The sequence below is a fragment of the Haloarcula sp. 1CSR25-25 genome (assembly GCF_032027985.1).
Classification (GTDB): Archaea; Halobacteriota; Halobacteria; order Halobacteriales; family Haloarculaceae; genus Haloarcula.
Genome location: NZ_JAHYBW010000005.1, coordinates 194,180 through 220,802, shown reverse-complemented (window position 1 = coordinate 220,802; position 26,623 = coordinate 194,180). Strand labels below are relative to the sequence as shown.

Annotated in this window: 28 protein-coding genes; 10 read left to right on the top strand and 18 right to left on the bottom strand. The window is 66.8% G+C overall.

Annotated features, from left to right (window positions below):
* Window positions 1-26: 26 nt before the first annotated feature.
* The 3 genes from KZ498_RS15625 to KZ498_RS15615 are packed head-to-tail and all read right to left on the bottom strand — an operon-like array spanning window position 27 to window position 1,959.
* Window positions 27-734, bottom strand: a complete 708-nt coding sequence (locus tag KZ498_RS15625) for a helix-turn-helix domain-containing protein (protein ID WP_312619974.1) — start codon at window positions 732-734, stop codon at window positions 27-29.
* A 52-nt stretch (window positions 735-786) separates the two neighbouring features.
* Window positions 787-1,335, bottom strand: coding sequence for a type IV pilin N-terminal domain-containing protein (locus KZ498_RS15620; RefSeq protein ID WP_312620156.1), 549 nt, complete (start codon window positions 1,333-1,335; stop codon window positions 787-789).
* Window positions 1,336-1,389: 54 nt separating this feature from the next.
* On the bottom strand, window positions 1,390-1,959 hold the full coding sequence (locus KZ498_RS15615) for a hypothetical protein (RefSeq protein WP_312619973.1): 570 nt from the start codon (window positions 1,957-1,959) through the stop codon (window positions 1,390-1,392).
* Window positions 1,960-2,058: 99 nt separating this feature from the next.
* On the opposite strand from KZ498_RS15615, the gene KZ498_RS15610 reads away from it, so the two are divergent.
* Window positions 2,059-3,579 carry a replication factor C large subunit gene (locus KZ498_RS15610; protein WP_312619971.1) on the top strand — a complete coding sequence of 507 codons (1,521 nt, stop codon included), beginning with the start codon at window positions 2,059-2,061 and terminating at the stop codon, window positions 3,577-3,579.
* Here KZ498_RS15610 and KZ498_RS15605 read toward each other — a convergent pair whose 3' ends face one another.
* The 5 genes from KZ498_RS15605 to KZ498_RS15585 all read right to left on the bottom strand — a co-directional run bounded on the left by KZ498_RS15605 (window position 3,580) and on the right by KZ498_RS15585 (window position 7,344).
* Window positions 3,580-4,560: an amino acid ABC transporter permease gene (locus tag KZ498_RS15605; RefSeq protein ID WP_312619970.1), complete on the bottom strand. Its 981-nt coding sequence runs from the start codon at window positions 4,558-4,560 to the stop codon at window positions 3,580-3,582.
* 3 nt (window positions 4,561-4,563) lie between these two features.
* Window positions 4,564-5,316, bottom strand: coding sequence for an amino acid ABC transporter ATP-binding protein (locus tag KZ498_RS15600; RefSeq protein ID WP_312619969.1), 753 nt, complete (start codon window positions 5,314-5,316; stop codon window positions 4,564-4,566).
* Window positions 5,313-5,993 (bottom strand): amino acid ABC transporter permease, encoded by a 681-nt coding sequence (locus KZ498_RS15595; RefSeq protein ID WP_312619968.1) that lies wholly within the window; start codon window positions 5,991-5,993, stop codon window positions 5,313-5,315. The genes KZ498_RS15600 and KZ498_RS15595 overlap by 4 nt, the downstream gene beginning before the upstream one ends.
* Window positions 5,994-5,996: 3 nt before the next feature.
* Window positions 5,997-6,791 (bottom strand): basic amino acid ABC transporter substrate-binding protein, encoded by a 795-nt coding sequence (locus KZ498_RS15590; RefSeq protein ID WP_312619967.1) that lies wholly within the window; start codon window positions 6,789-6,791, stop codon window positions 5,997-5,999.
* Between the two features lie 64 nt (window positions 6,792-6,855).
* A complete protein-coding gene (locus KZ498_RS15585) occupies window positions 6,856-7,344 on the bottom strand; it encodes a cytochrome AA3 biosynthesis protein (protein ID WP_312619966.1) in 489 nt (162 codons plus the stop codon).
* A gap of 128 nt (window positions 7,345-7,472) precedes the next feature.
* On the opposite strand from KZ498_RS15585, the gene KZ498_RS15580 reads away from it, so the two are divergent.
* Both KZ498_RS15580 and KZ498_RS15575 read left to right on the top strand, forming a co-directional pair.
* On the top strand, window positions 7,473-9,383 hold the full coding sequence (locus KZ498_RS15580; RefSeq protein WP_312619965.1) for a methyl-accepting chemotaxis protein: 1,911 nt from the start codon (window positions 7,473-7,475) through the stop codon (window positions 9,381-9,383).
* A gap of 171 nt (window positions 9,384-9,554) precedes the next feature.
* Complete coding sequence (locus tag KZ498_RS15575) at window positions 9,555-11,807, top strand: NADP-dependent malic enzyme (protein WP_312619964.1); 2,253 nt, start codon at window positions 9,555-9,557, stop codon at window positions 11,805-11,807.
* Between the two features lie 133 nt (window positions 11,808-11,940).
* On the opposite strand, the gene KZ498_RS15570 is transcribed toward KZ498_RS15575, so the two are convergent.
* The 4 genes from KZ498_RS15570 to truD all read right to left on the bottom strand — a co-directional run bounded on the left by KZ498_RS15570 (window position 11,941) and on the right by truD (window position 15,794).
* Window positions 11,941-12,201, bottom strand: coding sequence for a hypothetical protein (locus tag KZ498_RS15570; protein ID WP_312619963.1), 261 nt, complete (start codon window positions 12,199-12,201; stop codon window positions 11,941-11,943).
* A gap of 315 nt (window positions 12,202-12,516) precedes the next feature.
* On the bottom strand, window positions 12,517-13,179 hold the full coding sequence (locus KZ498_RS15565; RefSeq protein ID WP_312619962.1) for a ribonuclease H: 663 nt from the start codon (window positions 13,177-13,179) through the stop codon (window positions 12,517-12,519).
* A gap of 466 nt (window positions 13,180-13,645) precedes the next feature.
* The gene (locus tag KZ498_RS15560) at window positions 13,646-14,341 is read right to left on the bottom strand and encodes a phosphoribosyltransferase (RefSeq protein ID WP_312619961.1); all 696 of its coding nucleotides are present in this window, start codon (window positions 14,339-14,341) and stop codon (window positions 13,646-13,648) included.
* Window positions 14,342-14,411: 70 nt separating this feature from the next.
* Window positions 14,412-15,794 (bottom strand): tRNA pseudouridine(13) synthase TruD, encoded by a 1,383-nt coding sequence (gene truD, locus KZ498_RS15555; protein WP_312619960.1) that lies wholly within the window; start codon window positions 15,792-15,794, stop codon window positions 14,412-14,414.
* Window positions 15,795-16,023: 229 nt separating this feature from the next.
* Here truD and KZ498_RS15550 point away from each other — a divergent pair, with 229 nt between their 5' ends.
* Window positions 16,024-16,152: a hypothetical protein gene (locus KZ498_RS15550; protein ID WP_312619959.1), complete on the top strand. Its 129-nt coding sequence runs from the start codon at window positions 16,024-16,026 to the stop codon at window positions 16,150-16,152.
* Between the two features lie 15 nt (window positions 16,153-16,167).
* On the opposite strand, the gene KZ498_RS15545 is transcribed toward KZ498_RS15550, so the two are convergent.
* Window positions 16,168-17,517 (bottom strand): MFS transporter, encoded by a 1,350-nt coding sequence (locus KZ498_RS15545; RefSeq protein WP_312619958.1) that lies wholly within the window; start codon window positions 17,515-17,517, stop codon window positions 16,168-16,170.
* Window positions 17,518-17,589: 72 nt separating this feature from the next.
* Window positions 17,590-18,993: a TIGR00366 family protein gene (locus tag KZ498_RS15540; protein WP_312619957.1), complete on the bottom strand. Its 1,404-nt coding sequence runs from the start codon at window positions 18,991-18,993 to the stop codon at window positions 17,590-17,592.
* Window positions 18,994-19,150: 157 nt separating this feature from the next.
* Between KZ498_RS15540 and KZ498_RS15535 the strand changes: the two genes are divergently transcribed.
* Window positions 19,151-20,122: a C-terminal binding protein gene (locus tag KZ498_RS15535; RefSeq protein ID WP_312619956.1), complete on the top strand. Its 972-nt coding sequence runs from the start codon at window positions 19,151-19,153 to the stop codon at window positions 20,120-20,122.
* Window positions 20,123-20,144: 22 nt separating this feature from the next.
* Here the strand turns inward: KZ498_RS15535 and KZ498_RS15530 are convergent, their stop codons facing one another.
* On the bottom strand, window positions 20,145-21,068 hold the full coding sequence (locus KZ498_RS15530; RefSeq protein ID WP_312619955.1) for a thiamine-phosphate synthase family protein: 924 nt from the start codon (window positions 21,066-21,068) through the stop codon (window positions 20,145-20,147).
* 115 nt (window positions 21,069-21,183) lie between these two features.
* Here KZ498_RS15530 and tenA point away from each other — a divergent pair, with 115 nt between their 5' ends.
* The 5 genes from tenA to KZ498_RS15505 are packed head-to-tail and all read left to right on the top strand — an operon-like array spanning window position 21,184 to window position 24,683.
* The gene (gene tenA, locus KZ498_RS15525) at window positions 21,184-21,843 is read left to right on the top strand and encodes a thiaminase II (protein WP_312619954.1); all 660 of its coding nucleotides are present in this window, start codon (window positions 21,184-21,186) and stop codon (window positions 21,841-21,843) included.
* The gene (locus KZ498_RS15520) at window positions 21,840-22,595 is read left to right on the top strand and encodes a TenA family protein (RefSeq protein ID WP_312619953.1); all 756 of its coding nucleotides are present in this window, start codon (window positions 21,840-21,842) and stop codon (window positions 22,593-22,595) included. Before tenA ends, KZ498_RS15520 begins: the two co-directional genes overlap by 4 nt.
* The gene (locus KZ498_RS15515) at window positions 22,596-24,104 is read left to right on the top strand and encodes a sodium:solute symporter family transporter (RefSeq protein ID WP_312619952.1); all 1,509 of its coding nucleotides are present in this window, start codon (window positions 22,596-22,598) and stop codon (window positions 24,102-24,104) included.
* A complete protein-coding gene (locus KZ498_RS15510) occupies window positions 24,101-24,229 on the top strand; it encodes a hypothetical protein (RefSeq protein WP_312619951.1) in 129 nt (42 codons plus the stop codon). Before KZ498_RS15515 ends, KZ498_RS15510 begins: the two co-directional genes overlap by 4 nt.
* Window positions 24,230-24,287: 58 nt before the next feature.
* A complete protein-coding gene (locus KZ498_RS15505; RefSeq protein ID WP_312619950.1) occupies window positions 24,288-24,683 on the top strand; it encodes a universal stress protein in 396 nt (131 codons plus the stop codon).
* A gap of 56 nt (window positions 24,684-24,739) precedes the next feature.
* Here KZ498_RS15505 and psmB read toward each other — a convergent pair whose 3' ends face one another.
* From psmB to pth2, 3 genes are all read right to left on the bottom strand, one after another.
* A complete protein-coding gene (psmB, locus tag KZ498_RS15500; RefSeq protein WP_312619949.1) occupies window positions 24,740-25,432 on the bottom strand; it encodes an archaeal proteasome endopeptidase complex subunit beta in 693 nt (230 codons plus the stop codon).
* Complete coding sequence (gene psmA / locus KZ498_RS15495) at window positions 25,432-26,166, bottom strand: archaeal proteasome endopeptidase complex subunit alpha (protein WP_312619948.1); 735 nt, start codon at window positions 26,164-26,166, stop codon at window positions 25,432-25,434. Before psmA ends, psmB begins: the two co-directional genes overlap by 1 nt.
* Before the next feature lie 70 nt (window positions 26,167-26,236).
* Entirely contained in the window at window positions 26,237-26,575 is a 339-nt protein-coding gene (gene pth2 / locus KZ498_RS15490) for a peptidyl-tRNA hydrolase Pth2 (RefSeq protein WP_312619947.1), read from the bottom strand.
* Window positions 26,576-26,623 lie beyond the last annotated feature (48 nt).

The following is a 26,623-nucleotide window of genomic DNA, read 5'->3' as shown; positions in this document are numbered from 1 at the left end:
TCCAACACGCCTCGAAGGCCACGCCCTCAGGGAAGGCTCCGAAGGCCGTCCAGCAGGTCCTCCAGGTCGATGTCGGTGATCGCCAGCGAGAAGTCGTCGATGCGGGCGAGGTCCTGAGCGTGCTCCCAGACAGCCTCTTCGTCAAGGCCATGCAGGATAACCGCGTTGGGGGTCGGGGAGACGACCCGGAGCGCGACCAGCGGCGACTCGCCGCGGGTCACGTTCGTGAACACGAGCGCGCGGTTCGTCGACTGGCCGTACAGCTGGTAGAACTCGTCCGAAGAGAGGCGGGTGATGGCGGCGATAGAGTTGATGACGGTGTGACCCGCCACGGTGTCCTGGCTGCCGCGGAACAGTTCCGTGGCGTCGATGGCGTCGTAGACGCGTTCGACGCCGACGTTGGCGGAGTACTCCCGGAGGTCGTGGACCACGTCGCTGTCGAACCCGGCCGAGAGGACGCGGGCGTGCTGGCGGATGTGGTCGCCGCCCCGCTCCTCGTCGATGTCGAGCAGCGCGACGACGAGCCGCCTGACCACGCCGATACCGGGGTTGTCACGGCGGCCGCTCTCGTAATCCGAGACCACGGACGGGGACACGTCGAGTTCTTCTGCGAGTTCGGTCTGTGCAACGTCGAAGTCGGTGCGCCACTTCCGAAGAGTCGCCCCTGGCTCGTCGCTCAGTGCCACCTCACCCGCCATCTTCTCCGCGAGGTCGTCGCGTGCGCCCCCTGCCATTAGTTCACACGCTGGAGAGTCTCGAATAAAAGGGTATCGGAACCACGGGCGCTCACTGGCGGGCGGTCAGTTCGACCGCAGCCAGGACGCCGTCCGAGGGGGTGTGGACGACGCGTACCTCGATGGTGTCGCCCGGTTCGACAGTGCCGCCCCCGGCATTCAACTGGAAGGTGAGAGCCCGGCCCGCGGTCCACCGCTTTCCCCCGTTGGCGATGACACCACCGACACAGTAGTCGTAGACGACGTTGTCCGGGTCGTGAGTGTTGGTCGCTGAAAGCGCCGTCCCGGAAACCGGCAGGTCGACGATGCGGGCGTCGGCGTCGGGGAGTACAACAGCTATCTCCAGTTCACCGGCCGGGACCGGGTCACCGCCGGCGTGTCGAATCGCCACCGTGTTCGCACCGCATCCACTCGACGGGCCAGTCACGAATTCCCCCGTCGACCGGGCAACGACCGGCGTCCGCCGATCTGACTCGGTGGTCACGTTCAGGGCGACCCCGCCGACTATCGCCGCCAGCAGGACGGTAATCGCGAGCATGAGGACCACGCCGACGACCGGGGAGACACCGCGACAGGTCCGATTGGAGGTGGAGAGAGCCAGGGCTGGCAGCCGCTTGCCGTGCCTTCCGTGAAAAACCTCAGGAGCGGGCGCCCGCTACGAGTCCCCGACCACGGTCGCGATTGCGCCCCCGACACTCCCGAAGACGGCGGGATAGACGACGCCGGCGAGGACAACTGCCGTCAGCAGCGTCGGAGCGCCCTGTCCCGAGTCGCCGGCGCTGACGGTGAACAGAACGGCCCCGAGCACCGCAAGCGGGAGATAGCCCAGCACGACGGCTGTACCGACACGAACCGCGCGGCCGATGTCGGTCGCCCCGTCGATACGGGCCGTCGCGATCCCCGCGGCCGTCAGCACCGCCGGCGGGAGCAGGTACAGGACCGGCGACAGCGACTCGGTCTCGGCGATGAAGTTGACCGCCGACGTTCCGCCGAGGAACGGGACGGTGACGGTTATCGTCGTCGTCACGAACTGCGCGTTGAAAAACACCCAGCCGACGATCTTCCAGGCCGCCCGGTCGTCGCCGAACGCCTCGGCAACGGTCGTCAGCAACGCGTCCTGAACGGTGGCGATGCTCAGGGCGTAGACGAGGACGTACGTCAGGACGAACGCCGCGGCGCCGGCGAGTGCACCGACCGCGTAGCTCTGACGGGCTGTGTCGCTCATGTCGGTTAGCCCGCGGCCAGTGACGGGAATATGTCTTCTGGCCGTGTCGGGAGCATCGCTCCGCAACCACTAAACGCCGGTCGCGCCAACCACACTCCAATGGATTGGACGGAGAAGTACCGCCCGACGACGCTGTCGGAGGTGCGGGGCAACGACAAGGCCCGCGACGCACTCAAGAAGTGGGCGGAGACGTGGGACGACCACCGCGAGGCGGTCATCGTCCACGGGTCCCCGGGCATCGGGAAGACCTCGGCTGCTCACGCGCTGGCAAACGACATGGGGTGGCCGACCATCGAACTCAACGCCAGCGACTCCCGGACCAAGGACGTCATCAACCGGGTGGCCGGCGAAGCCGCCAAGTCAGGGACGCTGACCGCCGGCGGGAGCGGCCGGCGACTCGTCATCATGGACGAGGCAGACAACATCCACGGCAACGCCGACCGCGGGGGCGCGCGGGCCATCACCGCGCTGGTCAAGGAGGCCAGCCAGCCGATGGTGCTCATCGCCAACGAGTACTACGAGATGTCGAACGGCCTGCGGAACAACTGTCAGGACATCGAGTTCCGGGACGTCTCGCCCCGTTCCATCGTCCCCGTCCTCCGGGACCTCTGTCGGCAGGAGGGCGTCGAGTACGAGTCCGACGCCCTGGAGGAACTCGCAGAACAGAACAGCGGCGACCTGCGGGGCGCGGTCAAGGACCTCCAGGCCATCGCCGAGACGACGGAGCGGCTGACCGCCGACGACGTCATTACCGGCGAACGCGACACGACCGAGGGCATCTTCGAGTACCTCGACGTGGTGCTCAAGGAGGCCGGCGCACAGGAGGCCCTGGAGGCCAGCTACGACGTGGACGAGACGCCGGACGACCTCATCAACTGGATTGAGGACAACATGCCCAAGGACTACGAGGGCGCTGAACTGGTGCGGGCATACGGGTTCCTCTCGAACGCCGACCAGTGGCTCGGTCGGGTGCGTGAGACGCAGAACTACTCGTTCTGGCGGTACGCCGGCGACAACATGACCGCCGGCGTCGCCGCGGCCCGAGACGGGACGAAGGGCGGGTGGACGCGCTACGGCCCGCCGAGCTACTGGTCGAAGCTCGGCCGGTCGAAGGGGACCCGGAACACCCGGGACTACGTCGCCCAGCAGATAGCCGCCATCGACGGCGTCTCGATGCGGACCGCCCGCCGGGAGATAATGCCGTTTCTCGCGACGATGACCCACCACTGCCGGAACCGCGAACTGACGGTGGCGATGGCGGCGACCTACGATATGGAGGCCGAGCACGTGTCCTTCGTCACCGGGTCGGGGAAGGACACGAACAAGGTCCAGGACATCGTCGCCGACGCCGAGACGCTCAGGGAGGAAGCCGCCGTCGAACACTCCGGCGGGGCCTTCGACGGCGCGAGTGCCGACGGCGGAGACGGAGGCAGTGGAACAGACGGCGATACAGACGACGACGCCGGCGCCGACGGAGAGAACGGCGAGCAGCAGGTGACGCTCGCGGCCGACGAAAGTGCCGGGTCCGGTGATGACACGGGTACCGACGACGATACCGAGTCAGCGAGCGAGGCGGCCGAGGAGGACGACCAGCAGTCCGGGCTCTCGGATTTCATGTAGTCACCGGCCGGTCGTGCCGAGGCCGGGAATCGCGACCCGCCCCTCGACGTACTCCATCAGGAGCGACGCCGAGATGACCAGCGCCAGGTACAGCAGGCCGGCGAGGACGAACAGCTCCGTGTACCGGTAGGTTTCGCTGGCGATGGCATCGGTCCGTTCGAACAGTTCGCGGACGGTGATGAAACTCGCCAGCGACGAGTACTTGATGAGGTACACCAGTTCGTTCGACCAGCCCGGAATCGCGTAGCGCAGGCCCTGGGGCAGGACGACGTGCCGTATCCCCCCGACCTTCGAGAGCCCGATCGAACGAGCGGCAGTGAGCTGGCCTTCGGGGACGGAGTTCAGCGCCGAGCGGATGTACTCCGACTGGTAGGCCGCGCTGTTGAGGGTAAAGGCGATGACGGCCACCCAGAACGCCTGGGCGGGGATGAATCCGGCCCCGACGGTGGGCAGTTCACGGATGTACGCCGTCAGCGGCGTCGCGAAGTAGAGGACGAACAGCTGGGCGAGCAGCGGCGTTCCGCGGAACAGTTCAGTGTACCCCAGCGCGACCGAGCGGGTGGCGCTCCCGCCGTACACGCGAGCCACGCTGAGCGGGACGGCGATGACGAACCCCAGTGCGATGCCCAGCACTGTCAGCAGTACCGTCGCCCACACGCCGGTCGCCAGCGGCGGCAGGTAGGGAATCGACGCCGCCAGGAACTCGAAGAAGCCGGCGACCCAGCCGACCGGGACGCCGACCGGTCCGAGGTTCGACGCGATACCGCCGAGCGTCGCCGCGACCGCTTCGAACGGCGCGGTCGGGAAGAAGGACGTGTCCCGCTCTATGAGCGCGCCGTCCAGCAGGAAGTCGTTCGTCCACCGAACGACGAGCCACGTCCAGAAGACCGCGACGGTAAGCAGCGCCAGCGGCTGGTCGGTCAGCCCGGCAGCACGGGCGCGGATCGTCCGTCCGGTAGTCGTAGACTCCGGCGTGCCCATCGGTCACTCCCCCTCGTGGGTCGTCTCCAGGCGACTGAGGAACTCGCCGGTACGGGCCGCCTGCGGGTTCTCGAACAGCTGTTCCGGCGGCCCGTGTTCGACGATACGCCCGTCATCGAGGAAGATGATGTCCGACGCGGCCGAGCGCGCGAACCCCATCTCGTGGCTGACGACGAGCATCGTGATGCCCTCGGCGGCGAGGTCCCGCATCACGTCGACCACTTCGCCGACGAGTTCCGGGTCGAGCGCGCTGGTCGGCTCGTCGAAAAGCAGGAGCTTCGGGTCCATCGCGAGCGCGCGGGCGATGCCGACCCGCTGTTTCTGGCCGCCCGAGAGTTCGGCGGGGTAGGAGTCGGCCTGGTCCAGCAGCCCGACCTGTTCGAGGTGTTCGTATCCCCGCTCTCGGGCCGCCGCTTTGTCCATGCCACGGACCTTTTGCAGGCCGAGCGTGACGTTTCCCAGCGCCGTGAGATGGGCGAAGAGGTTGAAATCCTGAAACACCATCCCCACCTGCTTCCGGAGTTCGTTCACGTCGGTGTCGGCATCGGTGACACACTCCCCGTCGAGGTAGATGTCGCCGCTGTTGATCTCGGTGAGGCGGTTGACACAGCGCAGCATCGTCGACTTGCCGCTCCCGCTGGGGCCGATTACCACGTCGACGTCGCCGGCGTCCATCTCGAAGCTGACGCCGGAGAGGACCTGTTCCTCGCCGTAGGACTTGTACACGTCGTCGAGTTCCAGCAGCGGGTCGCTCACGCCCGCTCACCTCCGGGGATGCTGAAGCGGTCGTCGAGACGGTCGAGCGAGCGGTTCGTCACCACCGTGAGAACGAAGTAGATGAGGCTCACAGTCAGGAAAATCTCGAGTGCGGCCGTGCTCTGCCCGCCCTGATAGAGGTTCTGACCGACGGTCAGTAGCTCGCCGAGGCCGATGACGATCGCGATGCTCGTGTCCTTCAGGACGATGGTGAACTCGTTTTGAAAGCCGGGGACGCTCCGGCGTAGCGCTTGCGGGACGACGACGTGGCGTATCGCCTGGAGTCGGCCCATGCCGACAGCGCGAGCGGCTTCCAGCTGTCCCTCGTCGACGCTCTGGAGCGCACCGCGGAAGATCTGTGACTGATAGGCGGCGCTCCGGAGACCGAGCGCGACGGTCGCCGTCACGAAGGCACTGCTCGACACCGAGAGCCCGAAGAACAGCAGGATGATGATGACGAGCAGCGGCGTTCCGCGGAGCACGACACCGGCCGTCTCGACGGCGCGTTTGAGCGGCCCGCGGCCGTACACCTCGACGGCCCCCGCCGGGAACCCGAGCAGAAAGCCAAGCAGAATGCTCGCCGCTGTCAGTCCGACCGTGACACCCGTGCCGACGAGCAGCAGGTCGAGGTTCCCGACGACGAACGCCCAGTCACTCTGCAGCGGGAGCGGTGGCATCGGTTACTGCTGGCCGAACCACTTGTTCGTCAGGTCCTGGTAGGTGCTCCCGTCCTGCACCGCGGCCAGGCCGTCGTTGAGCGCCTGCGTGAACTCGTCGTCGCCCTCCCGGACGCCGAACCCGAAGTTCTCGCCCGTCTCGTAGGTGAAGGCGATGGTGACCGGGCGCTGGGCGGCGAAGGTCTGGGCGACCGGTTCGTCGATGACGACCGCGTCGATGTTACCGTTCTGGAGGTCCTCGACCGCCAGCACGTAGTTTCCATAGGAGTTGTAGTTCGACTCGTCGAGGTTCCCGGGTTCGATGAGTTCGTCCTGCACCGTGCTCTCGCCGGTGGTGCCCTTCTGTGCGCCGATGGCGCGCCCCGAGAGGTCAGACAGCGACGACGGCGAGAAGTCCCCACCTTCGCGGACGACAATCGCCTGGTTCGAACTGTAGTACGGGTCGGTGAAGTCGATGGTCTCGTCGCGCTCGTCGTTGATGGTCATCCCCGCGGCGACCACGTCGATGTTCTCGTTGGTCAGTGCCGGAATCAGGGACTTGAACTCGTACTCCTCCCAGCCGGCCAGGGTGTAGTCGGTCTCGTCGACGACCGCCTCGAGCAGGTCGATGTCGAACCCGACGAGTTCGCCGTCCTGCTTCATCTCGAACGGGGGGAACCCGGGCGCAGTCCCGGCGGTGATTTCCGTCGCGCCGCCACCGCCGCCACCGCCGCCGAAACAGCCGGCGAGTGAGACAGTTACTGCGGTTCCACCGACCGTGGAGAGGTACTGGCGTCGTGAAAGACCGTCGTCTGACATAATCCCCACCACACGACAGACCGGAATATATCTTACGTGTTAACCACGGGAGTGGTACTCGTGTTCAATCGTCAGCGCGTGCCGTGTGCTGGCTCTCGGCCGAGCGCACCGACGGGGACGCCGCCGTGTCGGTGTATGCCCACGCCGTCGCTGCGACCATCGCACCGAAGATGAGCTGTGCGGCCCCGTGGTGGAGCACCTGCGCCGTGGCGCCGAAGTTGAAAATGGTGTTCGCGCCGAGGAGAACCTGCACCGGGAGCACGACCGTGGCGATGCCTGTCGCGAGCTTGATCCGCCGGCTGTACTCACCGCGCCAGGCGGCGACGGTCGAACCGAGGATGCCGAAACCGGTAATCATTGCGACTAAGCGGTGGAACCACTCGACGAAGCTCGCCCAGTTTGCGGGGAACAGCCCCATCCAGCCGTCACAGAACGGCCAGCGTGCCTCACAGGTCAGTCCGGCGCCGATTGCACCGGTGTACACGCCAAGCAGGATGAGCGCGAACGTCAGCACCGTCGTCGTCGCCACCAGTCGGCGGAAACGGGTGGTCATACCTATACCTTCGGTTGCACGTACTTATGCTCTCTTTTCCCACTCGTCCGGTAGACCCCATTATCTTTACTGATACTCCCGGGGTCATCTTTATCTACAGGTTCCATGGAATCGAATATAGTTACCTTATGTTCGAGCGAATCCGTACCTTCATCTACGGCCAGAGGTCCCGTTCTTCGGACGCTACGGCCCGACGGGCGGACGGGGGAGTCGTCGCGAGTGACGGGCAGACCCGCTTTCTGACCGACGCCGTCGACCCGGACTCGGCGCGACTCAGCGACCGCTTCGAGGACCCTGACAGCGCCACAATCGGGTCCCAGCACGTCGAACGACAGTTCGAACTCGGTCCCGACGAGCTCCGGGCGTTGATCGACGAGTACGAGGCCGCCGGAATCAGCGGGGGCGAGTTCGTCGCGACCCAGGGCTTTGTCACCGAATCGCTCGTCGAAGGCGCGTTCGATCAGCTCCGGGACGAACTCGGCCCGGACGCACAGGCCGCTATCGACACCGTCGAGGCGGAGCTCCACGAGGGGCTGGAGACGGCACAGTACGTCACCCGGACCGGCGTCGACGCGTTCACCGGGTCGCCGTCGGACAGCGGTTCCGTCGCGGGACTCGACTACCACGACGTGCTCCACCACATCGGGACGCCGCTTTTTATTCTGGATACGGACGGCGACATCCTCACCTGGAACAGCTCGCTGGAGGACCTCACCGGCGTCTCCGAATCCGAGGCACAGGAGATGGAGATGGCGAGCATGGCCTTCTATCCGGACGGTCGACGCGGGAAGACGCTCGCCGACAAAGTCCTCGATGCGCCCGAAACCACCCACACAGAGTACGACGTGCCGAAGGTCGACGACGAGGACTTCACGCTGTACCGCGATACGAGCGTGATGGCCGACCAGCACGGGAACGAACGCAACATCTCGTTCAGCGCTGCCCCCATCTACGACGGGGACGAGCTCATCGCCGTCGTCGAGATGGTCCAGGACCGGACCGACGAGGCCAACCGTCACGAGGCCGTGACGAGCCTGGTCGAAGAGGTCAAATCGACCATGGCCGCGCTCAAGAACGGCCGGCTCGACGCCCGGGCGTCGTTCGACCGGACCGACGGCGGCGAGTACGTCGACGACCAGCTGTACGAGGTCGTCGGCTCGCTCAACGACATGGCCGAGCAGGTCGAGGGGTTGGCGGACCAGGTGGACGAACAGACCCAGCAACTCGCAGCAACCATCCAGCAGGCGAATTCCGCCGCCGAGACCGTCGAGGGCCGGGTGACCGAACAGACTGACGCCCTCACGACGGCAGCCGACAACGTCCAGAACATCGGGGCCGGGATGGAGGAGGTCGCCGCGACATCGAGCGAAGTAGCGTCGGCGGCAAAGCGCGCGAAAACGGCCGCCGAAGACGGGTCAGCCGCCGGTGAGGCGGTCATGGACGTCACCGACGAGCTCGCCGAGACGAGCGAAGACCTCGTAGACACCGTCACCGACCTCGACGACCAGATGGACGAGGTCAGCGAGATCGTCGACATCATCGCCGACGTGGCCGAACAGACGAACATGCTCGCGCTGAACGCCAACATCGAGGCTGCCCGCGCCGGCGAGAGCGGGAGCGGGTTCGCCGTCGTGGCAGACGAAGTGAAGACGCTCGCCAACGAGACGAGCGAGTACGCCTCCGAGATATCGACGAGCATCACCACGATTCAGGACCAGGCGAACGAGACCGCGAACATGGTCGAAACCACCCACGAGCAGGTCGAGCACGCGGAGTCCGAGATATCGGATGCGTTAGACGCGCTGGATGAGGTTTCCGACGCCGTCGAGGAGGCCACGAGGGGCATCCAGGAGGTCGCCGACGCCAACGACGACCAGGCGAGCGCTATCGAGGACGTGACTTCGATGGTCGAAGACGCACAGGACCACGCACAGGAGGCCGAGACGGCGACCAGGGAGATCGTCGAGGCGACCGACCGGCAGGAGGACGCGGTCACCGAGTTGACCGACCGGGTCGGCGAACTCACCAACGCGAACTGAGGCCCGAGGCTGGGTCATCGTGGCGGCATTCCGGCGACGGACGTGTTCCCATCGGCAGGACCGCCCGGGAAAAGAGCCGCTGTGAGCCACCGGTATTCGACAGGTGTCGTTGTACCGCTCGTCCGTTGACGGTAAACCTGTCTTTTTTACAGTTGGGGTCGACGTCGGGGTATGGGACTTGACGAGGACGCACTGGAGTACCACCGGAGTGAGCCCCCAGGGAAGATAGAGATCGCGACGACGAAACCGACGAACACCCAGCGAGACCTCTCGCTGGCCTACTCGCCCGGGGTGGCCGCACCGTGCAAGGAAATCGACGAAGACCCCGAGCGGGCCTTCGAGTACACCGCGAAGGGGAACCTCGTCGGCGTCGTCTCCGACGGCTCCGCCGTGCTCGGCCTCGGAGATATCGGTCCGGAAGCCGGGAAACCCGTCATGGAGGGGAAGGGTGTGCTGTTCAAGCGCTTCGCCGACATCGACGTGTTCGACATCGAACTGGACACCGACAACGCCGAGGCGATGATACAGACGGTGGAGGCGATGGAGCCGACCTTCGGCGGCATCAACCTCGAAGACATCGCCGCGCCGGAGTGTTTCGAGGTCGAGCGCCGCCTCAGCGAGAAACTCGACATCCCGGTGTTCCACGACGACCAGCACGGGACTGCGATTATCTCCGGCGCGGCGATGGTCAACGCGGCCGACATCGCCGACAAGGAACTGGACGAACTGGACGTCGTCTTCTCCGGCGCAGGGGCCTCCGCTATAGCCTCGGCGAAGTTCTACGTCTCACTGGGCGTCTCGAAGGACAACATCACGATGTGTGACTCCTCGGGCATCATCACCGAGGAGCGAGCGGCCCACGAGGACCTCAACCGGTTCAAACAGGAGTTCGCCCGCGACGTCCCGGAGGGCGACCTGGCCGACGCGATGGACGGAGCCGACGTGTTCGTCGGGCTCTCCGTCGGCGGCATCGTCGACCAGGAGATGGTGCGGTCGATGGGTAGCGACCCAATCATCTTCGCGATGGCGAACCCGGACCCCGAAATCGCCTACGAGGACGCCAAGTCCGCCCGCGACGACACGGTCATCATGGCGACCGGCCGTTCGGACTACCCGAATCAGGTCAACAACGTCCTCGGGTTCCCCTTCATCTTCCGCGGCGCGCTCGACGTGCGGGCCACCGAAATCAACGAGGACATGAAGGTGGCGGCGGCACGGGCGCTGGCCGACCTCGCGAAGCAGGACGTGCCGGACGAGGTCGTCAAGGCCTACGGCGACCAGCCGCTGCAGTTCGGCCCCGACTACATCATCCCGAAACCGCTGGACCCGCGGGTCCTGTTCGAGGTGACCCCCGCGGTCGCGGAGGCCGCCATCGAGAGTGGCGCAGCACGGAAGGAAATCGACACGGACGCCTACGTCGAGAAGCTCGAAGCTCGACTGGGCAAGTCCCGCGAGATGATGCGGGTCGTGCTCAACAAGGCCAAGAGCGACCCCCAGCGGGTCGTGCTCTCTGAGGGTCACGACGAGAAGATGATCCGCGCGGCCTACCAGCTGGTCGAACAGGGCATCGCCGAGCCAGTTCTCATCGGTGACGCCGACCGCATCGAGTCCACGCGCCGGAAGTTCGGCCTGGAGTTCGATCCCGTCGTCGTCGACCCAGAGACCGCCGACGTGGCCGACTACGCCGACCGGCTGTACGAACTCCGACAGCGGAAGGGCGTCACGCGCCGCGAGGCCGAGGAGCTGGTCCGGGACGGGAACTACCTCGGCAGCGTGATGGTCGAGATGGGCGACGCCGACGCGATGCTGACCGGGCTCACCCACCACTACCCCTCGGCCCTGCGCCCGCCGCTGCAGGTCATCGGCACGGCCGACGACGCCGACTACGCGGCCGGGGTGTACATGCTGACGTTCAAGAACCGCGTCATCTTCTGTGCGGACACCACGGTCAATCAGGACCCCGACGCGGGCGTGCTGGAGGAGGTCACCCGCCACACCGGGGAACTGGCCCGTCGGTTCAACGTCGAACCGCGGGCGGCGATGCTGTCGTACTCGAACTTCGGCAGCGTCGACAACCCCGGGACCAAGAAGATCCGCAGGGCAGTCTCCCGCCTGCAGGCCGACGACCGCGTCGACTTCCCCGTCGACGGCGAGATGCAGGCCGACACCGCCGTCGTCGAGGACATCCTGAAAGACACCTACGAGTTCTCCGAGCTCGACGACGCGGCGAACGTCCTCGTGTTCCCCAACCTCGAAGCCGGGAACATCGGCTACAAACTCCTCCAGCGACTGGGCGGCGCTGAGGCCATCGGACCGATGCTCGTCGGCATGGACAAGCCGGTCCACGTCCTCCAGCGCGGCGACGAGGTCAAAGATATCGTGAATCTCGCCGGCGTCGCCGTCGTCGACGCTCAACAGGAGTAACGGACGCGAGCGGAGCGAGCGTTTTTCGCCCACGTTTCCGCTGTCCTTTTGCGGGCGTTCGTGACGCGATTCAGAATCCGCCTCTAGCTCCGTCAAAAGACACAGCGCTCAGGCCCGTCGCCGGAACGCGATGTCACGTGTCGTCTCGCCGTCGGCCGCGGGTCGGGGGGTGCAGAAAGAGGGCATCGATGACCGCCACAGCGCCGACGAGCGATGCGCCAGCGACTGCCATCTGAAGCGAGAGGCCCAGAACGACCGCGGCGACGAGTGTGAGGAGGAACACCGCGGGGATGACGGCGAGGACGAGGTCGTGCCGCGTCGGCGACTGACGCGGCAACAGTTGCTCGACGTACTGTCCGCTGAAACCGTCCGGTCCATCGGTTCTGGTACTCAACGAAGCTCACCTCCCACCGTATACTATCCGATTTCTAATACATAAAATTTGGTCTGTGTGACGTTCCCTGAACGTACGCCGTGACGGGGTGTACTATCTTGATAACTTATATAGATTATCTCCGGTGAAACAGGGCCGAAAGAACGTATCGAAGTCACCCGCTACTCCATTCTCTACCCGTCGTTGTGGTTCCGCAGAGACCGACCGCTGTATGTTATTCTTTCGGATACCCGAACTGCGAGCGACACGAGGTTCCGACAGGACTACGCGGTGTGGAAGAATGCGATACCGTGGCCGGCGCGGCTGCCGGCGACGTCAGTCCGACGTGCCGCCACGCTCTGCGCGTGACGGCGGCGGGACGCGTTCGTTTACGGTCGGCGCGTCAGGGAGGACACACCGGTCCGGCTCCCCGTTGACGTGGGCGTACTGGTCGGGTGCGTTCGCCAGCGGATGGGCGGGGTTGCGGTCGCCGGAGATCCGCGCGGCACGGACCTCGCCGAACCCGTTGATGCGTGCCTGGATTCCGCGCCAGTGCAGTCCCGTCGCCGGCGGGACCGAGATGGAGTGTGGCGGGTCGTAGGCGGAGCCGTGAGAGGCCAGCACCTCCGCGTTCACGTTCTCGGCGAGCTGGTCGTGGTCGATGAGCAGTCCGACGCGAGCGTCGGGCGGGGCGCGTCTCGCAAGCACGTCGAGTCCGAGATGGAGTGCCCGATACTCCGCGACGTTGTTGTCGGGACACGTGTCCGGGACTGACAGCCTGACGACGCGCTCACCGTCGAGGGTCTCGATGACGACACCCAGCCCGCCCGTCGGGCTGTTCGACCCGCTGCCGGTCGATGTCGTGCCGTTGTGGGGTCTGAAGGACCCGTCTGTGGCAACGTAGAAGTCTCGATGGTGACTCCGCGGTGGATGCGCGATGTGCGGCGTCGGTGATTCATCGAACAGGTCTCGAAGTGACGGCCGGCCGTAAGCGGCCATGGTTTGCAATGGGTAACCAGCGTATTAAATATATTCCCTCGACGGGGGGTCATCGCCTTGGTACAGCGGTTCGGGCCGCTTCTACGGCGCGATACAACGCATAGCATCCTGTCTTCCGTTCCAGACCCGAGCCACACTCCGGACCTGTTAGCGGGTGAGAAAGAATTATGTCGATGTAGGGCCATGTTATCAATACGCATGACGCCGACAAAAATTCGTGAACGGCTCGAGGAGTCGGGGGACCGGGTCGACAAAGAGCAGTTCGTCAGCGCGTTAGAGTACGTCCGGGACGACGGCCGCAGCCGTCGCTAACTGTATTTTTATCGTGGCCAGCGAAAGCGTGCCGACCAGCGACGAGACCGGTGGGGAGGAGCAATACCGACTGTAGCCCGTCCTGTCGGACCCGCTCGTACGGGCTGGTGTACGCTGTTTCCGTGCGGACCGGGAAACGGCGACGCGCTCCGCCTCAGTCGTCGGTGAGTTGCCAGCCGTCACCGACCGGTTCAGCGACGCCGCGCCGTTCCATCTCGGTCGTGACCTCGCCCAGTCGGTTCGGCTGTGCGATTTCCAGGTCCGTGCGGCTGACGCCGTGGTACTCCCGCAGCAGCCGACGGATGTCGGCTTCGGTGTGGCTCTGCTGGTCGCTCTTTTCCATCACGCCTGCGACGAGTTCGACCATATCCTCGACGAAGTTCCAGGGGTAGACGACCCAGGTCCACTCGTCGAGGCGCTCGCCGACGAACTCCGGCTGGTGGTCGCTGGTCTGGAGCAACTGGAGCGTCGCCGTCCGAACGCTGCTCGGGTTCCGGTCGCGCACGCACTCCGCGGCCGTCTGGATTGACTGCCCGGTGTCGGCGATGTCGTCGACGACCAGCACGTCCTTGCCCTCGACCGCGCCGTCGGCCAGCGGGTACTTGATCTGTGCCTCCTCGCCTTTCGCCGCGGTCCCGACGTAGTGTTCGACTTTCAGGCTCGCCAGGTCGTCCAGCCCGAGGAAGTCACAGAGGCAGCGCCCGCCGAACCAACCGCCCCGTGCCAGCGCGACGACCACGTCGGGCTCGAACTCGGCGGCTTTCACGTCGTCTGCCACGTCCCGGCAGAGGCCGTAGATGTACTCCCAGTCGGTGATGGTACACGAAAACTCGTCCGGTAGCTCGCCCATACGAGAAGGCGTGTGTGACCGGACTTAATCGTTGCATATTCCGCGGCAGTTACCGAGCCCGGACGGCCCGCTACGCGTCAGGGTCCCCCTTCCGGAACTCCCGGAGGAGGACCGTCGCGTAGCTCCCTTTCGGCAGCGAAAAGGAGAAGGTCAGGTCGGCGCCGTCGCGCTCGACGCCTAGGTCCGACCGGAGCAGGACAGCACGGCGGGTCCCGTCGCTGTCGAACGCCCCGGGGAGGTCGAAGTCGCCCTGGTCGAGGCCGACGTCGTCGAGGACTTTCCGGGCGATGTCCCCCGGCTCACCGCCGCCGAGTTCGGTGTCGGTCCCGACAAGCGGCGCGGTGACGAACGCCCGGCCGCGCTCGCAGTGGCGCTCGACGGTCGACAGCCGCTCGGCGGTGACCCCCTGGGTTCGGTCGGCGTCCGGAATCGGGAAGTCCTTAGGCGCGTCGCTGTCCCGGAAACAGACCACGTCGCCCTCGACCGGCCGGTCGAAGGGGAGCCCACGGTCCAGGCGCGCCGAGAGGATGCGGTTGAACACGTACGACTGGGCGGCGTTGACAAACAGCGACTGAAGATTCGACGGCAGCGCCTCAAGGGCGTCCCGGAAGTCCGCCGGCTCGTCGGCCCCGTTCTCGACCAGTCGGTGGCAGATGGAGCGTTCGTAGCCCAGCGCACCCGGGAGCTCGTCCAGCGCCCCGGCCCAGTCGTGGGTTTCGTCCACGTACGCCCGCGCCGCCTGCGTCGACTCCGGTTCGCGCTCGTGGGGGTTCCCTACGTAGGCGAGTACCGCGTCCTTCCACTCGCCGCGGGCGATGGCCAGCCCGACCTCGTGGGTGACCGGCCGGCGCGACCCGAACCGCTGCTGGCCGAAGTAGTTGGGCACGCCGACCGTCGTGTCGCCGGCCGGTAGCGTGGCGTCGCTGGCGCGGTCGCCGCCCGCCGTGAGGTCGTCCCCGCTGGCGAACTCGCTGAGGTCCGCCACAACGCTGGCGGCGTTGTCGGTGTTCTCGGTGTCCCGGACGACAATCTCGAAGGCGTTGCCCGCCAGGTCGCCGAACAGAATCGGGCGGCCGGCACGGCCGACCACCTCGATGTCGGTGCCGCCGATCTCGGGCAGGTCCTCGGCCGCGACCCCCTTCACCGAGAACAGCTGGGTCGTGACCGCGCGCTTGTCCTTCGTGCCCGCCCACGACACCCGCTCGCGAGAGATGCCCAGCCGGTCCGACAGCTTGCTGGCGAAGTCGTTTGTCTCCCAGTTGCGCAGTTCCGCTCGGAAGACGAGATGCGGGTACGCGCCGGTGTCCGCGTCGACCGGTTCGGTGTCGAACGCTTCCAGTTCCCGGACGCGGAAGTCCGCGGGCGAGGAGCGGAGGCGGCCGCCCACCCCGTCGGCGTCGCTGACGTAGTACTCCATACCGACCGCCCGCTCGATTGGGTGGGCCGCTTGCATTAGTCGACTGTTCGCGGCTCGGCGCTTATGATTGGCGCTTGCAGAGTGGCGGGCCCAAGAACACAGTCAACGATGTGTACGGCCGTCACGCTGACTGCTGAGAGCCAGAGCGGGGCGGCTGGCTGTTCCAGACAGCTATCGGGTACCGCGACCACCACCTACTGTTATCACTACAGCTAGTCAACACATCGCTAGGTCGTGGCTATGCGGGCGACCGGAGAGCACCACGATGCCAAAGCTAGCATGCAAGAGCTGTGGACGAGAGATAACGTTCGACAGGGACGGCCAGGAGTCCCGTGCACCGATGCGGTACTGTCCACGCTGTGGCGACGAGTTCCCGCCCCGCGACGAGTGGTAGGCACAGCACGGCGATCTATTCGTAGGCCTCGAACTCCCGACCGAAGGCGACGAAGTAGGCGACGCCGAACAGCCCGACGGCGGTAGCGACGCCGAACGCGAGTTCGGGGCCGGCCCCGAGCACGACGCCGCCGATGGAGACGGCCCATTCGCTACCGTACAGCCAGCCCCCGAGCGCGGCGCTGGGGATGACCAGCGTGTTCCGAAGCAGGTAGTAGGTCCCGGTGACGCGGCCCCCGGCGTCCCGTTGGGCGGGTCCGACGATGAGCGCCTTGTGGGCGGGCAGGCCGGCAAAGCGCAGGCCGGAGAACGCGAACAGCAGCACCAGCACCCACTGGTTCCCCGGCGCGAAGATGAGCAAGAGTGGGAAGACGGCGTAGACGAGAAAGCCGAGCGCGACGGCGGGCTTGAGGCCGGCAGACTCCGTGAGCTTTGCGACGGGAGCCATCGAGAGGATGGCGACGACCATCTCGACGCCGAGCAAAACACCGAAGAAGGCGTCGGGCCGTAGCCGGACGCCGAAGCCGGTGAACCCCACCGAGAGAAAGTCGGTGACGACGATGACGAAGAAGACGTACACCATGCCGTTAGCGAAGCGGACGAACGTATCGGCGACCAGCAGCGGTCGGAGCGTCGCCGGCATCGTCCGCAGGTCGGCGAGTACCTGGTCGATGCCCTCGAAGGACTTCCCGAGCGTGTCCTCGCTCGCGTCGTAGAGGACGTGCTGTGCGACGGTCGCGACGACGCCACAGGCCAGCGCGACCAGCAGCACGCGCTGGAACCCGTCGACGAACGTCGCAGTCGTCGCGAGCAACACTGCGGCGGCGAGTGGCCCGAGCAGGAACCCGATGCGGCGGAACATCTCCGTGCTGGCAAACCCCATCGCCAGCCGCCCCGGCGGGACGCTCTGCTTGACGATAGCGAAAGTCGCGCCCAGCCCGAAGGACTTCCAGGCCTGAGCCAGAAAGAGGCCGACGAACACGAGCGTCCAGGCCGGCAGCGTCGTCGTTCCGAGCGTTACGTCGCCGACGACCGAGGCGAGATACCAGACGCCGAAACCGGCCGTCGCCAGCGTCGCAAACGCGGTCAGTGCCAGTCGCGAGCCGATGCGGTCCGACACCGCGCCGCCGGGGTAGGGGTACACCGCGCTGATGAGGTTCCCGACGCTCCCGTAGAGGCCGATGACGCCGGCGCTGGCCCCGAGAACCCGCATGTACTCGGGGATATAGCGGCTCGTCATCTGGAAGGCGAGGCTGAAGGCAAGCATCGACAGCGACAGGACGAGGACGTCCCGCTCCAGCGCGAAGAACTGCCGGAAGGAGTCGAGCAGGTCCACGTCCTCGTCGGCCCCTGTCCCAGTTGCCATTGTCGGATACAGGTCGTCCAGGGTCTTAATCCTCGAAGAAGGGGCAAGCAGCCGGTCCTCGGGGCTCCCCTCTCAGTACGGGAGGACGAACAGGACGACCGCGAGGAACGGCGTGAGCGCGAGCATCATCGCGATGGCGTAGCCGAACATCTCCCGGGCCTTGATGCGGGTAATCGCGAGCAGCGGCAGCGCCCAGAAGGGGTTCAGGAGGTTCGTGTGGGCGTCGCCGACGGCGTAGGCCATCGTCGCCTGGCCGACCGGGACGCCGAGGTTCTGAGCGGCTTCGAGAATCGGCGGGCCGAGGATGATCCACTCGCCGCCGCCAGAGGGGGCGAAGATGTTGACCGTCGCACCGGTGAGCCAGGCGATGACCGGGAACGTCTGGGGCGACGAGACCGAGATGAGCGCGTTGGCCATCAATTGCGCCAGCCCGGAGGTGGCCATCATCCCCTGGATACCGGCGAAGAAGGGGAACAGCAAGACGATGCCCGACGCGGCGGTCGCCGCCTCGCCGAACTTCTCCCGGTAGGTCTGTGGGTCCATGTAGATGAAGATGCCAATCGTCAGGAAGCCGAAGTTGACGATGTTCAGCCCGAGCGCGTCGATGCCGGACTGGACGAACTGTGAAGCGACCAGGGCGATACCGGTCAGACCGATAATCCCGCCCAGCACGCGGCTGTGATTGATTCGCTCGGCGGGGACCTGCTTGGAGGTCGCAGTCGCTTCCACGCCGCCGTCGCTCGCGGACTCGAACAGGTCGTCCTCGGGGATGTAGTGCGTGATGCCCCGCGCCTGGTCGCCGGTCGGCGTGATGACGTAGAGGACGACGAGGGCGTAGGCTATCGATAGGCCGGTCAGGATGAGGCCGTAGGGATGGAAGATGGTCTCCGAGGCGGAGACGACCACGTCGATGACGCCCTGCTGGATGAACTCGTTGCCCTCGGTGGCGAGCAGGAGCGGCGCGGACCCGGACAGCCCCCAGTGCCAGGTGAGGCCGAGACCGAGATAGCCGGCCACACAGAGGACCGGGTAGTGGACGGCGATGCCGTTCTCGTGGGCAGTCTTGCCCATCTCCCTGGCGAAAATCGCGCCGAGAATGAGGCTCAGTCCCCAGTGAATCCAGCCAAGCAGCATCGTCAGCAGGCCGACGAGGACGACCGCCTGTTTCCCGGTGTTGGGAAGCTCCGTCAGCCGGCGGATGCCGGCGTTGACACGGGGGTGGTACGCCACGACGAAGCCCGTCATCAGGATGAGGACCATCTGCATCGAGAACGTCAGGAAGGCCCAGAAACCGTCGTACCAGAACCCGACCATCTCGATGGGCCCGGACCCGGTGAGCCCGACGCCAGCCAGGAACACGACGTAGCTGAGGATGAGCGCGAACAGGAACGGGCTGGGCATCCAGCGCTCCACCCACGCGGAGAGCCGGTAGCCGATACGTTCGAGAACTGTCTCTTCTGTAGTACTTGCCGACATGGTGTTGCCACCTGCTCGCGAATGTATCATAAAAGTTTGCTGCTATTTCCCGTCGTGTTGTCCCGGTCACCGTGGAGCGGCGCCCCCCGATACAGCTTCGATGACCGGACCCGGCCCTGACGGCTGCTTTTATTCCGGGGCCACAGCAAGGCAGGGTATGGCATATCGGATCGTCGTCTCCGACACCAAAGTGATGGACGGGGAGACCCGCGCGGCGGTGCTGGACGCGGTCGACGCGTCCGTCGAGATAACGGCGGCGAAAGAGCCGACGGCGGTCGCACGCACAGTCGAAGGTGCGGACGCGCTGGTCGTCGACGCCGGCACGCAGGTCACGGCCGAGGTCGTCGACGCCGCCGACTCGCTCCAGGTTGTGGGCCGGGCCGGTATCGGCCTGGACAACATCGACGTGCGGGCAGCGGTCGAGGCCGGCGTGACGGTCGTCAACGTCCCCGACTACGCCGTCGAGGAAGTGTCGACCCACGCGTTCGCGCTGCTGCTCGCCTGCCTGCGGAAGATACCCACGTTCGACCGGTCGGTCAAGAACGGCCAGTGGGAGTGGGCAACCGGGCAGCCGATGCATCGCCTCGCCGGCAGCACCGTCGGCCTCGTCGCCTTCGGCAAGCTCGCCAGGCGGTTCGCCGCGAAGCTCCGGGGCTTCGACGTCGACGTCATCGCCTACGACCCGTACGTTCCGGCCTACCGGATGGGCGACTTCGGCGTCGAGTCGGTCGCGTTCGAGACGCTGCTGGCCGACGCCGACGTCGTCTCGCTGCACGCGCCCCTGACCGACGAGACGCGGGGGCTTATCGATGCGGACGCGCTGGAGCGGATGCGTGACGACGCGTTGCTCGTGAACACGGCCCGTGGCGGGCTCGTCGACGAGACGGCGCTGTACGACGCGCTCGTCAGCGGCGACCTCGGCGGGGCCGGACTGGACGTGCGCGAGTCGGAACCCCCCGGGGAGTCGTCGCTGCACGACCTCGACAGCGTCGTCTGTAGCCCCCACGTCGCGTGGTACTCCGAGGAGTCCCGGGTCGAACTGACACAGACCGTGGCCGAAGACGTCGTCCGGGTCCTGCGCGGCGAAGAGCCCGAGAACCCCATCGACCCCGAGACCGGCTGGTTCTGACTGGGTCCGCGGCCGAGGCGGGTTACGTGTCGACCGCGTCGAGGAGAGCGACCGCGAGTTCGGCCGCCTCGACCGCCGACTCGCCGAAGACGTAGGTTATCGGTTCGATGCCGAACGCACCCCGGTGGTAGATGACGCGAGGGACCTCGCCCCGCTCCCGGAAGGCCGCTTCGAGCCGCTCGGCCCGGTTCTCGTAGCCGGCGTCGAACTCCAGCGATTCGATGCCCCGTTCGCAGGCGGCATCGAGGAGCGCCGCGTCGGTCGTCAGGTTGAGCGCCGCCCGACGAGAGGGGTCGACAGCGGCCGCGGCCAGTATCGCCCGTGCGACGTGTTCCGACGCGCCGAACTCGGGGGCCGACGGGACGTTGACCCGCCCTCGCAGGTCATGGATTCGTCCGGGGACCGCCGCCACGTCGAGCGCGTCCTCGGCGTCCGGCAGCGCCATGCCGACGTTCATCCCCACGTTCGGGATGGCGTCGACGACGACGCCGCTGTCCGCCAGGAGTCGGGTCGCCCGCCGGACCGACGACAGCACGGCCCGTTCCGCTTGCACCGCGGTGTCGGTCCCCCGAACACAGAGGTCACAGCCCATCCCCTGCAGCGCCGGCATCTCCTCCTCGTGGACCGCACAGATCGGCCCCCGGTCCTCGAACTCCCGTACCAGGGCGAGCAGTTCGCCCAGCACCGCGTACTCGTCCATCTCGCCCGCGACCAGCCCGTCGACGATTCGCCCGATGGTCTGTCGCATGCGCGCGTCCTCGCGGAACCGCTCCTCGGTCGTGACCGAGCCGCTGGCGTACTTGCTCACTGCGGCCTGTGTCACCCCGAGCTGGTCGGCGATCTCCTGCTGAGTCCACCCCTTCTCGTCGAGTTCCGCGGCGAGCATCGCCCGGGCCGTCGGGAGGAACCGCTCGACCACAATCTCGCTGGGCAACTGCAGTGTCATTGCCGGGAGTGAGACGCCCCAGCCACAAGTACTCCCCCGGGCGAATCGGTTCCGGAGTATAACTCAGTTGTATTAGTAGGATATAATACGGCGGGCCGTGTTGTGTCGGGTACCAATGGCGTTCAGTGACCACCTGCTCGACATCGGCACAGAGCTCTGGGAGGCACAGATGGACCACCCGTTCGTCCGCGAACTGGCCGACGGGACGCTGGAGGAGGCGGCGTTCCGGCACTGGGTGAAACAGGACTACCGGTACCTGCAGGACTACGCGCGGCTGTTCGCGCTCGCCGGCGCGACGGCGAGCGACGAGGCGACGATGACGCACCTGCTCGGCGTCGCCCACCATGTGCTCGACACCGAGATGGACCTCCACCGGGAGTTCGCGGCGGAGTACGACATCTCCGAGGCCGAACTGGAATCGACCGAGAAGGCCCCGACCTGTCTGGCGTACACGAACTACCTCGTCCGGACGGCCTACGAGGGCCACGAGGCCGAAATCGCAGCGGCGCTGTACCCCTGCATGCAGGGCTACCTCGACGTGGCCAAGCACATGGCCGACCTGGCCGAGGGGGAGCACCGGTACACGCCCTTCATCGAGATGTACACTGGCGAGGACTTCCGAGAGGCGACCGAGTGGTGTCGGGCCTACGTCGACCGCTGTGGCGAGCGCTATCCCGGGCAACACGACGACATGGAGGAGGCATTTCTGACGAGCGCGAAGCTCGAACACCGGTTCTGGGAGATGGCCTACACGCGGGAGGGGTGGGAGCTATGACGGCAGAGACGTACGCAGCGTACGCCGAAACCACCGACGACACACGGTTTACCGAGTGGCTCCGCGAGCGGAGCCAGCCAGACTGGGACGACGCCGTCGAACACCGCTTCGTCGAGGCACTCGGGGCCGGCACGCTCGACGAGGACGCCTTCGCGACGTATCTGGTCCAGGACTACGCGTTCGTCGACGAACTCGTCGGGACGTTCGGCCACGCAATCGGGCAGGCCCCGGACATGGCGGCAAAGCGCCGCCTCGTCGAGTTCCTCGATACCGTGACCGACGAGGAGAACGACTACTTCGAACGCTCCTTCAGTGCGCTGGGCGTCGACGAGTCGCGCTGGCGGGACCCCGAGCCGACGCCGACGACGGCGGCGTTTATCGACCTGCTGGGCCGGGCCGCGCGAGAGGGCGGCTACGCCGAGACGCTGGCCGTCCTCGTCCCGGCGGAGTGGCTATACGAGTCCTGGGCCACGGCGGCCGTCGCGGCCCACGGCGACCCGGACGGCCCGCCCAGCGCCGGCATGGGGCTGCCCTTCTACTTCGCCGAGTGGGTGGACCTCCACGCCGTCGACGCCTTCGTCGCGTTCGTCGACTGGCTCCGGGGCGAACTCGACGCCGTCGGGCCGACGCTCTCCCCCCGGCGAGAGGCCCGCGTCGCGTCGCTGTTCGACCGCACGGTCGCGCTCGAACGGCAGTTCTTCGAGACGGCTTACCAGGGACCCTCGACGGCCGGCGGCGAGGTGAGTCCGTAGATGGTCTCCTCCGCTGTCGTTCTCGGGCTGACCGCGGCGACCGTCCTCGTGTTCACCGGCGTCGGCCTCCTCGCCGCACGCGGCCGCATCGACTCGGTTGAGGCCTACATCTCGGCGCGCGACTCGGCCGGCAGCGGGACCCTCGCCGCGACGGTCATCGCCTCGATGATGGGCGTCTGGATTCTGCTGAGCCCCGCCGAGGCCGGGGCCGCCTTCGGCGGATTGCCGGCTGTACTGGGCTACGCCATCGGGAGCGCGATTCCCCTTCTCCTCTTTATTCCGGTGGGCGCTCGCATCCGCGAGGTGATGCCCGCGGGCCACTCGCTGACGGAGTTCGCCTACGCCCGCTTTGGGTCCGGGATGTACCTGCTCGTCCTGCTCGTCTCGGTGTTCTACATGTTCATCTTCCTCGCCGCGGAGATGACCGGCATCGCCGGCGCGCTGGCACTCGTCGCCGACGTGCCGCTCTGGCAGACCTCCCTGCTCGTCGGCGGCTTCGTCCTCGTCTACACGACCTACGGCGGTCTACTCGCCAGCATCGTCACCGACACCGTCCAGACGCTGGTCATACTCCCGCTCCTGGCTGTGGGTTTCGGCGGCGCGCTCCTTTCGCTGGGCGGCACGAGCGAACTCCACGCGACGGTGGTGTCGGCCGACCCGACGCTGCTGGACCCCGGATTCGGTCCCGGCCTGGAGTTCGGGCTGTACGTCGCCTTCGCCCTCCTCGGCGCGAACATGCTGAACCAGGGCGTCTGGCAGCGGGTGTACGCCGCCGACGGCGAGCGCGCCTTGCGGCGCGGGCTGGCCATCGCCGCCGCCGTCGTCGTACCGATGCTCCTGCTGTCCGGGCTGTTCGGCATCGCCGCGGCGGGGCTGGGACTCACCGAGTCCGGCTCGGCGAGCATCGCCTTCTTCCTCGTGGTGGCGGAGGCGTTCCCGGCGTGGGTGACCCTCGCCGTCGTCGTCCTCGCCGTGTTGCTGGTGATGAGTTCCGCCGATACGATGTGCAACGCCATCGCCAGCGTCGTCACGGCCGACCTCGCCCGACTGCTCGACGACCCCGACCAGCGGACCCTGTGGCTCGGCGGACGCGGGCTGACGGTCGCCGTCGCGCTCGCCGCGATGTTCATCGGCGCACAGGGGTACAGCGTCCTCCAGTTGTTCCTGACGGCCGACCTGCTGGCCGCCGCCGTCTTCGTGCCGTTCCTCGCCGGTCTCTACACCGAGCGGCTCACCGGCCCGGGCGCGATGGTCTCGGGGGTTACGGGCCTGGTCATCGGCATCACCTACTTCCCGTCGCTGCGTGGGCTGGTCGCGACCGTGCCCGGCGTCGGGAGCGCATTGCCCACGCCGTCGTTCTTGATCGCTTTCGCCGGCGCGACGCTGGTCTCGGCCGCGCTCACCGCGGCCGCGACGCTACTGGGCGGGGCCGACGCCGACCTCGATAGCCTCGGCCGGGATATCCGGGCGCTCGACGACCCTGTGGCCGACGGGGGGACCGAGCGATGACTCTGCCGGCCCCCATCCCCCTCGCCGCGCTCGGCCCGACGGCCTTCGGAGCGCTGGTCTGGGGGTCGATACTGTTCGTCCTCGCCGTCTTTCTCGCGGTCTGCTGGCTGGTCGTGAGGGAGTGACAACTGCCAATTGGTCACTATACCCACACTTATAATCGTGGGGGGCACACCACGGCACATGCAGACCTTCGTGCTCGCGACCAACTCCGAGGCAGTCAGCGAAACGCTGTGTTCGTACCTGGAAACGGTTCTCGACCCGGAGGACAGCGTCTACGCGGTCAACTCACAGCGCGGTGGCGACAGCACGTCGTCGGACGCGGTCGCCGACGGGAAGGCCGCGCTCGAAATCGTCTCGGACCGGCTGGGTGACCAGGTGTCCGTCGAAACCTACCAGATAATCCGGGGCAACAGCCCTGCCGAGGATATCTTCGATATCGCCGGCGAGGTCGATGCCGACGAGCTCGTCATCGGCGTCCGCAAGCGGAGCCAGACCGACCGGCTCATCTTCGGCAGCGTCGCCCAGGACATCATGCGACAGTCGGACTATCCGATGCGGGTCGTGCCGCGAGAATGAGTAAAAACCGGCCGCTGACAGCTGACCGCGAATAAACCGGAGGCCGAGCAGCCGGGCTATTCGGCCGACTCGTAGTCGTCGAAGGCGTCTATCTCGACGCCTTCCTCGGTGATCTCTGCGAGCACCACGCCGTTGCCGGACCCGGTGTCACGCTCGGCCGCGGCGTTGACCGCGCGGATGGCCAGGTCGCGGGCCTCGGCGAGGCTCATCTCGGGGTCGTACTGCCCCTCGATGGTCCCCGTCGCGACCATCGTCCCGGAGCCGGTGACGGTGTAGTCGTCTTCGAGCACGCCGCCGGCGGGGTCGACGCTGTAGACGTGGCTGCCCTCCTCGTCGACGCCGCCCACGATGGGGTTGATGGCGAAGTACGGGCCGCCGCGGGCGAAGTTACCCGCGAGCGTCGCCAGCGCGTGAATCGAGAGCGGTTCGTTCCGGCGGACCTCATAGAGGTCGGCTTCGGCCCGTAGCGAGCGGATGAACGACTGGGCCCCGCCGACGCTGCCGACCAGCGTCATCGCGGCCGTCGGGTGGATCTGCTCGACCTTCTGGACCTGCTTGTTCGAGACGAAGCGGCCACCCAGCGAGGCGCGCCGGTCCGTCGCGATGATGACGCCGTCTTCCGTCGAGAGGCCGACGGTCGTCGTCCCGGTCTTGACGACGTTCTCCTCGTCGCGGCCGCCGTCCTCGTTCGGCAGGGTGCCGACCTCGGGCTCGTAGGCGTCAGTCAGTCTGTTCTCGGGGTCGTACATCAGTTCTCACCTCCGAGTTCGAATTCCTCGAGCCGTTCGGCGATGTCGTCCTCCGAGAGCTTCTGGAACTGCTCGGTTTCCACGTCGATGGTGGCTATGTCGACGCCGGTCGCGTCGAGGCCGTCCTCGTTGACCGAGGCCAGCGCCCGGAGCGCGAGTTCGATGCCGCCTTCGAGGTCCATCTCGTCGTCGTACTCGTCCTCGAGGAACGACTGGATGTCCTCGCGGGAGCCGCCGATGGCGACGGCCTGCCACTCGTAGGGGGTCCCCGAGGGGTCGGTCTCGAACAGGCGCGGCTGGCCGTCTTCGATACCCGCGACGAGCAGCGCCACACCGAACGGGCGTGCGCCGCCGGTCTGGGTGTACTGCTGGATGTAGTCCGTGATCTCCTTCGTCAGCGACTCGACGGAGGCCGGCTCGTCGTAGCGCAGGCGGTTGACCTGGGCCTGCCGGCGCGCCACGTCGATGAGCTGGCGCGCGTCGGCCACGTGACCCGCGCTGGCGACGCCGACGTGTGAGTCGATCTCGTGGATCTTCTCGATGCTGTCGCGCTCTATGAGCGGCGACCGGGCGTGACGGTCCGCGGCGATGACCACGCCGTCCGCGGTGCGGACCCCGACGCTCGCGGTTCCGCGCTTGACGGCTTCTCGTGCGTACTCGACCTGATAGAGGCGTCCGTCCGGGGAGAAAATGGTGATCCCGCGGTCGTAGGCCTGTTGTTCGTTTCCTTGCATGATGTATCGTGTTTCTTGTTCACCTGAGGTTAGGGTTACTCATATATAACCGTATCGCGCACCGCTGCCCTCAGAACAGCGGGAGGTCGCCGGTGACGCGGTCCACCAGCTCGTCCTCGGCGGGGCCGACGGCGAGTGCCGTGACGGTTCCCGGGTCGAGCTGTGTGTGGCCGGCGTCTCGGACGACCGCATGCGGCAGGCCTTCGCGCTCGGCCACGTCCGCGAGTTCGAACAGCTCGGACTCGCTTTTGGCCTTGAGGACGACTTTCTTCTGGCCCGCGCCCTTCCAGGCTTTCCGGGGTTTCGGGCCGGCGTCCTCGTAGGCCGACAGCGAGGCGTGGGCAACCTGGGCGGCGAGCTTGCCCTCGCCCATGCCGATGTCGGCCCGCGCGACGATAGCCTGCTTCATACGGTCACATGGCCACCCGTACTTAAACTCCCGTCGGACTCCCTCCAC

Coding starts and splice junctions, on each gene's coding strand:
- KZ498_RS15625 (WP_312619974.1), bottom strand. CDS start 734: ATGGCAGGGGGCGCACGCGACGACCTCGCGGAGAAGATGGCGGGTGAG.
- KZ498_RS15615 (WP_312619973.1), bottom strand. CDS start 1,959: ATGAGCGACACAGCCCGTCAGAGCTACGCGGTCGGTGCACTCGCCGGC.
- KZ498_RS15610 (WP_312619971.1), top strand. CDS start 2,059: ATGGATTGGACGGAGAAGTACCGCCCGACGACGCTGTCGGAGGTGCGG.
- KZ498_RS15605 (WP_312619970.1), bottom strand. CDS start 4,560: ATGGGCACGCCGGAGTCTACGACTACCGGACGGACGATCCGCGCCCGT.
- KZ498_RS15595 (WP_312619968.1), bottom strand. CDS start 5,993: ATGCCACCGCTCCCGCTGCAGAGTGACTGGGCGTTCGTCGTCGGGAAC.
- KZ498_RS15590 (WP_312619967.1), bottom strand. CDS start 6,791: ATGTCAGACGACGGTCTTTCACGACGCCAGTACCTCTCCACGGTCGGT.
- KZ498_RS15585 (WP_312619966.1), bottom strand. CDS start 7,344: ATGACCACCCGTTTCCGCCGACTGGTGGCGACGACGACGGTGCTGACG.
- KZ498_RS15580 (WP_312619965.1), top strand. CDS start 7,473: ATGTTCGAGCGAATCCGTACCTTCATCTACGGCCAGAGGTCCCGTTCT.
- KZ498_RS15575 (WP_312619964.1), top strand. CDS start 9,555: ATGGGACTTGACGAGGACGCACTGGAGTACCACCGGAGTGAGCCCCCA.
- KZ498_RS15565 (WP_312619962.1), bottom strand. CDS start 13,179: ATGGCCGCTTACGGCCGGCCGTCACTTCGAGACCTGTTCGATGAATCA.
- KZ498_RS15560 (WP_312619961.1), bottom strand. CDS start 14,341: ATGGGCGAGCTACCGGACGAGTTTTCGTGTACCATCACCGACTGGGAG.
- truD (WP_312619960.1), bottom strand. CDS start 15,794: ATGCAAGCGGCCCACCCAATCGAGCGGGCGGTCGGTATGGAGTACTAC.
- KZ498_RS15550 (WP_312619959.1), top strand. CDS start 16,024: ATGCCAAAGCTAGCATGCAAGAGCTGTGGACGAGAGATAACGTTCGAC.
- KZ498_RS15545 (WP_312619958.1), bottom strand. CDS start 17,517: ATGGCAACTGGGACAGGGGCCGACGAGGACGTGGACCTGCTCGACTCC.
- KZ498_RS15540 (WP_312619957.1), bottom strand. CDS start 18,993: ATGTCGGCAAGTACTACAGAAGAGACAGTTCTCGAACGTATCGGCTAC.
- KZ498_RS15535 (WP_312619956.1), top strand. CDS start 19,151: ATGGCATATCGGATCGTCGTCTCCGACACCAAAGTGATGGACGGGGAG.
- KZ498_RS15530 (WP_312619955.1), bottom strand. CDS start 21,068: ATGACACTGCAGTTGCCCAGCGAGATTGTGGTCGAGCGGTTCCTCCCG.
- tenA (WP_312619954.1), top strand. CDS start 21,184: ATGGCGTTCAGTGACCACCTGCTCGACATCGGCACAGAGCTCTGGGAG.
- KZ498_RS15520 (WP_312619953.1), top strand. CDS start 21,840: ATGACGGCAGAGACGTACGCAGCGTACGCCGAAACCACCGACGACACA.
- KZ498_RS15515 (WP_312619952.1), top strand. CDS start 22,596: ATGGTCTCCTCCGCTGTCGTTCTCGGGCTGACCGCGGCGACCGTCCTC.
- KZ498_RS15510 (WP_312619951.1), top strand. CDS start 24,101: ATGACTCTGCCGGCCCCCATCCCCCTCGCCGCGCTCGGCCCGACGGCC.
- KZ498_RS15505 (WP_312619950.1), top strand. CDS start 24,288: ATGCAGACCTTCGTGCTCGCGACCAACTCCGAGGCAGTCAGCGAAACG.
- psmB (WP_312619949.1), bottom strand. CDS start 25,432: ATGTACGACCCCGAGAACAGACTGACTGACGCCTACGAGCCCGAGGTC.
- psmA (WP_312619948.1), bottom strand. CDS start 26,166: ATGCAAGGAAACGAACAACAGGCCTACGACCGCGGGATCACCATTTTC.
- pth2 (WP_312619947.1), bottom strand. CDS start 26,575: ATGAAGCAGGCTATCGTCGCGCGGGCCGACATCGGCATGGGCGAGGGC.